10 protein-coding genes and 1 pseudogene are annotated in these 8,776 nt (G+C 45.4%); 2 read left to right on the forward strand and 9 right to left on the reverse strand.

Translation table 11 applies throughout. The features are described from left to right. The 6 genes from QT992_RS01525 to QT992_RS01550 form a co-directional block, all read right to left on the reverse strand. Positions 1–741, reverse strand: a 741-nt coding sequence (locus QT992_RS01525; RefSeq protein WP_333376398.1) for a leucine-rich repeat domain-containing protein, incomplete at its 3' end; no start/stop codon positions are given. Positions 742–796: 55 nt separating this feature from the next. After that, positions 797–1,369, reverse strand: coding sequence for a hypothetical protein (locus QT992_RS01530; RefSeq protein WP_333376400.1), 573 nt, complete (start codon positions 1,367–1,369; stop codon positions 797–799). A gap of 212 nt (positions 1,370–1,581) precedes the next feature. Beyond that, entirely contained in the window at positions 1,582–1,782 is a 201-nt protein-coding gene (locus tag QT992_RS01535) for a hypothetical protein (RefSeq protein WP_333208170.1), read from the reverse strand. Beyond that, positions 1,779–2,078: a BrnT family toxin gene (locus tag QT992_RS01540; protein ID WP_333208171.1), complete on the reverse strand. Its 300-nt coding sequence runs from the start codon at positions 2,076–2,078 to the stop codon at positions 1,779–1,781. The genes QT992_RS01535 and QT992_RS01540 overlap by 4 nt, the downstream gene beginning before the upstream one ends. 94 nt (positions 2,079–2,172) lie before the next feature. Beyond that, positions 2,173–3,213, reverse strand: a complete 1,041-nt coding sequence (locus QT992_RS01545; protein WP_445305787.1) for an ABC transporter permease — start codon at positions 3,211–3,213, stop codon at positions 2,173–2,175. Positions 3,214–3,438: 225 nt separating this feature from the next. Next, positions 3,439–3,951, reverse strand: a complete 513-nt coding sequence (locus tag QT992_RS01550) for an adenine phosphoribosyltransferase (protein WP_190740620.1) — start codon at positions 3,949–3,951, stop codon at positions 3,439–3,441. A gap of 237 nt (positions 3,952–4,188) precedes the next feature. Here QT992_RS01550 and QT992_RS01555 point away from each other — a divergent pair, with 237 nt between their 5' ends. Further along, positions 4,189–5,355: a pyridoxal phosphate-dependent aminotransferase gene (locus tag QT992_RS01555; RefSeq protein WP_333376404.1), complete on the forward strand. Its 1,167-nt coding sequence runs from the start codon at positions 4,189–4,191 to the stop codon at positions 5,353–5,355. 183 nt (positions 5,356–5,538) lie between these two features. Here the strand turns inward: QT992_RS01555 and QT992_RS01560 are convergent, their stop codons facing one another. Together QT992_RS01560 and QT992_RS01565 are read right to left on the reverse strand one after the other, a co-directional pair. Then, positions 5,539–6,312 (reverse strand): RNA polymerase sigma factor SigF, encoded by a 774-nt coding sequence (locus tag QT992_RS01560; RefSeq protein WP_333315117.1) that lies wholly within the window; start codon positions 6,310–6,312, stop codon positions 5,539–5,541. 462 nt (positions 6,313–6,774) lie between these two features. Further along, on the reverse strand, positions 6,775–7,614 hold the full coding sequence (locus QT992_RS01565) for a photosystem II manganese-stabilizing polypeptide (protein WP_333315118.1): 840 nt from the start codon (positions 7,612–7,614) through the stop codon (positions 6,775–6,777). Between the two features lie 399 nt (positions 7,615–8,013). Between QT992_RS01565 and QT992_RS01570 the strand changes: the two genes are divergently transcribed. Continuing rightward, the gene (locus QT992_RS01570; protein WP_333202174.1) at positions 8,014–8,376 is read left to right on the forward strand and encodes a hypothetical protein; all 363 of its coding nucleotides are present in this window, start codon (positions 8,014–8,016) and stop codon (positions 8,374–8,376) included. A gap of 67 nt (positions 8,377–8,443) precedes the next feature. Here QT992_RS01570 and QT992_RS01575 read toward each other — a convergent pair. Further along, positions 8,444–8,776: pseudogene (locus QT992_RS01575) on the reverse strand (calcium-binding protein); the annotation flags it as partial.

Genomic DNA, 8,776 nt, shown 5'->3' on the forward strand with positions numbered 1-8,776 from the left:
GAGAAAGCTGATGTCGGTAATTTGATGCCAGTCGAGATTGAGTGTGGTTAGATTGGTGAGCGAGCCGAGAAAGCTGATGTCGGTAATTTGATGCCAGTCGAGATTGAGTGTGGTTAGATTGGTGAGCGAGCCGAGAAAGCTGAAGTCGGTAATTTTATTGCTTTCGAGATCCAGTGTTGTCAGATTCGTGAGCGAGCCGAGGAAGCTGATGTCGGTAATTCGATTTCTGTAGAGATTCAGCGTTGTCAGATTGGTGAGCGAACCGAGAGAGCTGATGTCGGTAATTTGACTGTAGCTGAGATCCAGTGTGGTCAGATTGGTGAGCGAGCCGAGAAAACTGAAGTCGGTAATTTTATTGTCGCCGAGATCCAGTGTGGTCAGATTGGTGAGCGAGCCGAGGGAGCTGATGTCGATAATTTGATTGCCGCGGAGAGACAGTGTTGTCAGATTGGTGAGCGAACCGAGAGAGGTGATGTCGGTAATTTCATTGTAGCTGAGATCCAGTGTGGTCAGATTGGTGAGCGAGTGGAGGAAGCTGATGTCGGTAATTCGATTTCTGCCCAGATCCAATTCGGTCATGCTTGAAAGTATCTGTTCCGCTGCTTCAGGGTCATTAGTGCGAGCCTTTTTTAACAACACTTTAACTGTGTGCCTTCCTTGTTCTGAAAGGCTGTCAATATGCGTGCAACAGTCGGGAAAGCGGCTAAAACTCATTAGATCGTTTGGTTGTTTTTCTGACATAAAACACTCCTAGATGGGGAATGGGGAATGGGGCATGGGAATATTTATCGCACTTTTATGGTAATTTATCGCGTAGTAATAGCCAAGTGTTGAGTTTTTCATCTAAAACATATTTATCAGTATCAGAAAGTGCTGCAATAACTTTCAAGCGATTTTTAAGTTTTCTTAACTCGCGAATTTCTGCAATAGGTAGCGTTTTCCAATTAGCTGCCTTTTTTTCGACATCTTCCTGCGACTCTTTGATGTTATCCCAAAACCATTCTAAAATTAAGTTAACATCGAGAACAGGATGATCGGAAATTACTTCCTGTTTTTCTATCATCGCAGCCCGCAACATCATTGAGGAAATCGTAAAAGACTCGCCACTACCTGGTTTTTTCCGATCGGCATCATCGGCCTTGCGATCGTAAATTGCGATCGCGAGTTCTGCCCATTTGCGATCGCACAAACCGGAACCATTTTCACCTTTTCGAGCCTTAGCCGAGGCAACATCGGCTAATAATAGCCAGTTAAACCCTTGTGGTTCGGTGGTTTGACCTGAAAATATGTTGTTCGCCCAAATCAGTACAGATTCGGCATTTTGTTCGAGAATGCGATCGAGGGATATTGTCGTAGGAGATTGAGTCATAATTTATCTACTCCACATATTCGATATCAGCATTATTTGGATCGACTCCGCCAAATAAACCGGGTTTTTATCTAATTTGCGAGCTGAAACGAAGTATTCAAGGGAAAAACCCGGTTGCTGACTATCCCTGCGTAAGTTCCTATCTCCTTTTGCGGTCGATCGCGATCGAACACTATCAGGCAAGCCACTTGAGAAAAAAATGGGTTTTTCACCTACTCAACACTTTGAATTAGTTTCATGTTATTTCTCAGCCATTCATTGACCAAAGCTTGAACCTCAATCTTTTTATGATCGGCAATTTTAGTCACAAAGTCCTCGACATCGGGTTCGAGATAAATGGGATAATGAAACGTAGCATCAGGATGGTAAAACTTGCCTTGCTCTGATGAAGAAAACTCATACTCTGATTTCATAATTTCCTCTCTTGATAAGGTTGGGTTTCAGTGGAATTAGCTTTGCGGGCTGAAATAATCCGAATTACACAGGAGGTGCGATCGGTTTGTTCAAAGGTATGGACAACAACCCTTAAAATTCCTGTTTCATCTAAACCTATGGTAATCCATCTATCTTCATCTTGACTGTGTTCTTCATCATAGATTGTTAATTGAGAACGATCGCGGAAAACAGTTGATGCCAAACGAAAATTTAATTGATGTTTGCGAATATTTTGCTTTTCTTTGGCTGGATTCCAATCAAAATTATAATCCAAAGCAATTTATCAGGTTAAATCGAGGTACTATCAAATTATAACACCAATTATAAGTTAGGGTTTTTCACCCCGCGTGCGTCCAGGACTAATTCTACTATTTCAAATCTTCCAGCTTAATCCGAGGATCGATCGCTTTCAGCAGCAAATCCGCCAACAAATTCCCAACAATCAACATCGTCGCACCCATCATCAAACTTGCCATTACTAAATACAAATCTTGATTGTTCACCGCCTCCAAAGTCAGCTTTCCCAAACCCGGCCAATTAAAGAAAAATTCCGCAATAAACGCACCGCTCAACAAACTAGCAAACTCAAAACCCAACAGCGTAATCAACGGATTAACAGCATTCCGCAAAGCATGAATGTAAATTACTCGATCGTCCGGCAAACCTTTAGCCCTTGCTGTTCGGATATAATCTTGACGCAGCACGTCCAACAATTGTCCGCGCATCAATCTTTGCAAACCAGCAAAACCAGTAACGCTGAGGGCGACTGTTGGCAAAATTAAGTGCCAGCCGTAATCGAGGATTTGACCCCACCAAGGTAAGTCGGCGTGGTCAATACTCGTCATTCCTCCGACGGGAAACAGAGGCGAAGTATTTTGTGCGAAAAATAGCAGCAACAAAGCTGTAATAAAGCTCGGAAATCCTTGTCCGGTGTAGCTGACTACTTGCAGAACTCGATCAACTGTGCGGTTTTGATTGACGGCGGCGACAATTCCCAAGGGAATGGCGATCGCCCAAGTTACAATCAAAGATGCGATCGCCATCAATAACGTCGCCGGTACCCGTTCCCACAGCAGCGAAGCTACGGATCGCTGATACACAAAACTCGTGCCAAAATTCCCCCGCGTCACAATTTGTTGCAGCCACAGCCAATACTGCACAATAGCTGGTTTATCTAAGCCGAACTGCTGTTCGAGTTGCTTGAGTGTCTCCGGCGAAATCTTCGGATTTTGGCTCAAAGTATCCAAGTAATTTCCCGGTGCTAGCTCAATAATTGCAAAACAAAGCATCGATGCCAAAAATAGCGTTAAAAGTGCCTGCAACAGTCGCTTGAAAACATAAGTAAATGTCTCGCTGCTAAACAGAGAATTCAACATTCGCCAATTTCGATTCAATTTAATAGAAGTCATAGGATTTTAGATTTTAGATTTTAGATTTTAGATGTGAAGAATTGTGAATGATATTAATTCCGGTTGCATCGGAATGATTTAACCACAGAGAACGCAGAGAACGCAGAGAAAGAGAAGAGAGAGATGAATAATTCCGATGCAAAGGTCAAGGATATTATTTGTCAGTAGTTTTTATTCAAGTGTCAGCAGTCAACTGTCAACTGTCAACTGCCAACAGTTAACTAACTAATACTCCACTAGCGTGACGATCGGCACATCGGGCAATTTCTGCCTGCCGCCCAAAGCCTGCAATTCAATGATAAAAGCAAAACCGACAAGCTCGCAGCCAGCTTGCTCTAACAATTTAGCCGTCGCCGCCGCTGTTCCGCCAGTGGCGATTAAATCGTCCACAATCAGCACCCGGCTGCCGGATGTCATCGCATCTCGGTGCATCTCCAGTCGATCGACACCGTACTCCAACTCATACTCAGCAAAATGAACCGCACCTGGCAGTTTCCCTGGTTTGCGGACAGGAATAAAGCCTATTCCCATTTTATAAGCCAACGGCGCGCCAAAGATGAAGCCCCGCGATTCCATGCCCACCACATAGTCAACAGACATTGCAGAGCATTTTTCGGCTAAGCTGTCAATGGTGTAGCTCAGCCCTTGCGGGTCGCGCAGCAAAGTTGTAATGTCTCGAAACATAATTCCCGGCTTGGGGAAATCAGGAATGTCGCGAATCAGAGATTTGAGATCCATAAGCTTGCAGATCCGGGTTGAAGGTAACGAGGCATCAAAAATGGTACAATAATAACGTGAAAAATTAAAAATTAAAAAATAAAAATTAAAACTAAGAGCTTTTTTAATTTTTATTCTTTAATTGCTTAATCCTTTACGTACTATGTAAACAAATGTCATAATTCCCTAACAACAGGGTTGAATATCAACATTTGTCACCCTAAGATCTAAAGTCAAAAATCTAATATCTAAAATCCAATGATTAAGTTGGCAGCACGAGTGGGTGAGGTTCCTCCTTCTATAACCTTGGCGATCGCCGCTAAGGCTAAAGCCATGAAGGCCGAAGGGATTGATGTCTGTAGTTTGAGTACGGGAGAACCCGACTTTGATACCCCCGAACACATTAAAGCAGCGGCAAAACAAGCTTTAGACGCGGGGAAGACTAAGTACGGCCCGGTGTCTGGGGAACCGCAGTTAAAAGCTGCGATCTCCCGCAAACTCCAATCCGACAACAATCTCAACTATCAACCGGAAAATATCATTGTCACCAACGGCGGCAAGCATTCGCTCTACAATCTGATGATGGCTCTGATCGAGCCTGGAGAGGAAGTAATTATTCCGGCTCCCTACTGGCTAAGCTACCCTGAAATGGTGAAACTCGCCAGCGGCAAGCCAGTAATTGTACGGACTGATGCTTCTACAGGATATAAAATTACACCGGAACAACTGAGTAAAGCGATTACTCCCCAAACCAAGTTATTTGTACTGAATTCGCCTTCTAACCCGACGGGAATGGTGTATACTCCGGCGGAAATCAAAGCATTGGCCGAGGTGATAGTCGATCGAGATATTTTAGTCGTTGCTGACGAGATTTACGAAAAAATTATATATGACGACGCCCAACACGTCAGCATCGGTTCCCTGGGCAAAGAAATCTTCGATCGCACCCTGATCAGCAGCGGTTTTGCTAAAGCTTACTCGATGACAGGCTGGCGAGTCGGTTATTTGGCCGGGCCGATCGAATTAATCAAAGCCACCAGCACCATTCAAGGTCACAGTACGTCAAATGTGTGTACCTTTGCACAGTACGGCGCGATCGCAGCTTTGGAAAGCAGCCAAGAATCTGTCGAAACAATGCGTCTAGCTTTTGCCGAAAGGCGTCAGGTAATATTTGAATTACTCGATGCTATCCCTGGAATTAGCTGTATTAAACCCGACGGTGCTTTCTATATGTTTGTCAACATCAGCAAGACTGGAATGAATTCTTTGGAATTTTGCGACGCTTTCTTAGAACAGCAGCAGGTAGCAGTTATTCCGGGGATTGCTTTTGGTGCAGACGACCACATTCGCTTGTCTTACGCCACCGATTTAGGCACAATTAAAAAAGCTGTAGAAAGGCTCGATAAATTTGTCCGCAGCCTCTAAAAATTAGTCTGTTGACTGTTGACTGTTGACTGTTAACGGTTCACTGTTAACGGTTAACGGTTAACTGTTAACTGTTCACAACCAACAACTGACAACCAACAACTGACAACCAACAACTGACAACCAACAACTGACAACCAACAACTGACAACCAACAACTGACAACCAACAACTGACTAATAACTAAAGCTGTTTAGTCATAATCTCTTTGAGCAAATCCAGCCCCTTCTTAACTCGCCGAGAAACAGTCACCGCACTGATACCCAAGCGTTCAGCCGTTTCTTTCTGGGTCAAATCGTAGAGAAAAACAAACTCCAATATCTCGCGAGTCCGTTGTTCCAACATCGCCAAAGCTTGCTGTACGCGGATTTGATCCTCTTGCGCCAACTGAAAACTCCGATACTTGCTATCGGGCACCAATTCTCCCAGACAAGTCGCCCCCTCATCTTCATCTTGCATCGGCGCGTCCAAACTCAGAGGCGATCTGTTGAGATGGGCCAACTTAATTTCTTGCCATTCTTGTACAGAAACCTCAAGGGCTGCTGCTACTTCAGCATCCGTAGGTTTGCGGTTTAACTGCACCTGCAAATCCTTAATCGTGGCTACAGATTTGCGTTCCAGGGACTGCCAGTGGCGGGGAAATCGCACAGAAGGGCTTTTGTCGCGCAAGTAGTGTTGAATTTCGCCCCGTATGTAGGGAATTGCAAAGGAACTAAAAGCGTGTCCCTTGGCGATATCAAACCGCTCGATCGCCCTGATCAACCCAATACATCCGACTTGCAGCAAATCGTCGTAGCTTTCACCGCACTGGTTGATCCAGTGGTAAACTTCTTTTCTGACCAGTCCAATATTCAGTTTAACTAACTGATTGCGGATTTCATTCGATCCAGAAATTTGGTACTCGCGCAACAATTGGAAATTTTCGCTTTTTAGCTCGTTCGGCAGTGTGGTAGACATGGTGACATAAGGGTTGGTAGAGCAGAGGACTGAGGTTGCTTTAGATCTAGCTTCTAATCTAGTCTAAAAAAATTCACTTTTAGGTAGTGTAATCCTAGCACTTAATCGGTGTGATAGCGGACACACCAGTTGAGTTTTCGGTACCTGAACGGATTTAGCGGGATTCTCCGAAGTTTTTCGGCATCAGGCAGACTTTTACCAGGTAGAAGGCCTTCGACCGAATACCCAATTTAAGCAGCTTTTTTGAAAAATATATTATAAGCTGAAAACGCTGTGAATACAATACTTTAATTAATTAAAAATCCCAAATTCATAACTTGCGAATCACCACAATTCAATCATACATTTAGTCATTAGTCAACAGTCCTAAGTTATATTGCTCAAGACTGTTGGCTAATGAAGAGCGAGCAGTACCTTTAGTACCAGAAACTGCTCAAGTTCGATCGATCCAGAAAGCCACTTTTACGAGACAGAAGGCTCAATGCGAGCGTAAAACAAACCCCGAATTTTCACGTCCAGAGCCGGTCTAGCTCCCAAATCAGTATCAGAAGGCTGCGTGCTCTCAAAAATCCCGCCAACTTCGCCAGTGGCGCTGTTGACTTTAGCAACTTGGAGAGAAATTTTGCCCGCCTTGGTGCGGGTGTCAGCAACCTTAACATTAGCCCGCACACGTTTGGAATTGTCAGTAGCCGGAAGCGCTACAGCATTGTCATAGCCAGTCGCTACCCCGCGAGCTTTAGGGTCTAAAAAGCCTGCGCTGCGGTAAGAAGGAACGTTAAACTCCCCTCTCAAATCGGTGGAAGTATTGATAGCAACCACTCCCGGTTCGGAACTGGCCACTAGCTGTTTAATGGTAAACAAGAAAGGTACTTGCTCTCCGCCCGGTAACTGAATCGTAATAGCTTGAAAATCCAAGCCGTCTTCTTCTGTGAAAGTCAGAGTTCCGTCAGTACCGACCTTGAGCGTACCTTGAACTTGGTCAATGCTCGACGTGAACCGTGTCAGCAATTTACCAGGCACAAATTCCGCTTCTTGGCGTTTGTTTGCTGGTTCTTCCTTCACAAAATAAGTTGTGGGCTGCAAACACAAACCAGTCAGTTTATAGGTGGCACCAGCTTCGATGGGGATCGATCCCCGAGAAGTTTCTGCCAAGCTAGGGCAGTTATTAGCCAAGCCAGTACCTCTAATCTCGTCGTAGGTAAGCAACTCAGTAGTCGCCACCGTGTCAGGAGCAGAAGAACAAGCAACCAGCGCACTCATGCAAAATGCTAAAAGTGCAACAATTAAAGCACGATATTTCATTGCAAACCTCAATATCCAACATCGGATTATATTAAGAAAAAGCCCTAGTTCGAGCAAAATATAATTGCCCGCCGGCAGGCTAGGCCAGCGCTTAGGGCAGCATTTAGATCCAGATCGCTCGCTTCACCGAGACCGGCATTGACTCAAAAAATCAAGCTAGTGCGCCGTGAAAATAAGCATGAACTTATGATTTCTCAAAGGTTCGGATCGCAGCCCAATACACATGGTACGACGGGTTGTGCTCTTTTCCTGACTTGGACTGCAAATTAATATTGCTTAAGTCAACCTACTTAAGTTACTTTGCTTATGGCCCCGAATGGCGATCGCGACTAGCTCGATTAGTCGATTGACCAAAAGGCTGGGGACAAAGGCCTTGTAGATTTCAAAGGAAGCAGCAGTATGGACAACGGCAAAGATTTAGAGTCAGAAAAGTTGCAGTCTCAAATGCAATCGCTGACAGAGGCGATTCGGACTTTAGCCGAAAGTTGTCAGGGAGACAGTCTGCTGCTTTTGGCCCTGCTGCGGAGGCTGGAAGCTTCGCACCGGGAAATTCGGGACGGTTTGTTTCAAGCGTCTTTTCCCGACAACCGCCAAGCACTTTACAAACTGCTCAGGAATATTGAAGCCAATGGCGGCTGGCCTTACATCCACCGCATGAAACTTCGATCGCTCTTGGGGTACAGCCAACAATTATCTCCTCTAGAAGATTCTCCAGCCGAGTCGCCACAAGACTCGGCAGAAACTCCCCAAGACGTTAAATAGTTATGAGTGATGAGTTTAGTGAGTTTTACATTAACTCATCACTCATCACTGACCGGCGCGATCGCGCCTAGAACCCCAAAGGTGTAGGAGCTAAGGGTATCGGGTTCGGCACCGTCGGGAATATCGGCGTCTGGCCCGGCATTGGCAATAGTCCGGGAGTCCGCGTCGGAGGGATCGAACTAATTGATAGCAGAGGCGAATCAGGCACGCTAACTGTCGGCGGAATCGGAATCCTCGAAGCAGTCGGCGTCGGAGTCGGAGTCGGTGCTGCTGTGGGAGTCGGAGTCGGTGCTGCGGTGGGAGTCGGCGTCGGTGCGGCTGTGGGAGTTGGAGTTGGAGTTGGAGTTGGAGTTGGAGTTGGAGTTGGAGTTGGAGTTGGAGTTGGAGTTGGAGTTGGAGT

This window comes from Microcoleus sp. T3_D1, from assembly GCF_036700405.1.
Lineage (GTDB): Bacteria > Cyanobacteriota > Cyanobacteriia > Cyanobacteriales > Microcoleaceae > Microcoleus.

What these genes read in the sequence shown, in the direction of transcription:
- QT992_RS01535 (WP_333208170.1), bottom strand. Translation starts at nt 1,782, where the DNA reads ATGAAATCAGAGTATGAGTTTTCTTCATCAGAGCAAGGCAAGTTTTAC.
- QT992_RS01530 (WP_333376400.1), bottom strand. Translation starts at nt 1,369, where the DNA reads ATGACTCAATCTCCTACGACAATATCCCTCGATCGCATTCTCGAACAA.
- QT992_RS01545 (WP_445305787.1), bottom strand. Translation starts at nt 3,213, where the DNA reads ATGACTTCTATTAAATTGAATCGAAATTGGCGAATGTTGAATTCTCTG.
- QT992_RS01555 (WP_333376404.1), top strand. Translation starts at nt 4,189, where the DNA reads ATGATTAAGTTGGCAGCACGAGTGGGTGAGGTTCCTCCTTCTATAACC.
- QT992_RS01550 (WP_190740620.1), bottom strand. Translation starts at nt 3,951, where the DNA reads ATGGATCTCAAATCTCTGATTCGCGACATTCCTGATTTCCCCAAGCCG.
- QT992_RS01565 (WP_333315118.1), bottom strand. Translation starts at nt 7,614, where the DNA reads ATGAAATATCGTGCTTTAATTGTTGCACTTTTAGCATTTTGCATGAGT.
- QT992_RS01560 (WP_333315117.1), bottom strand. Translation starts at nt 6,312, where the DNA reads ATGTCTACCACACTGCCGAACGAGCTAAAAAGCGAAAATTTCCAATTG.
- QT992_RS01570 (WP_333202174.1), top strand. Translation starts at nt 8,014, where the DNA reads ATGGACAACGGCAAAGATTTAGAGTCAGAAAAGTTGCAGTCTCAAATG.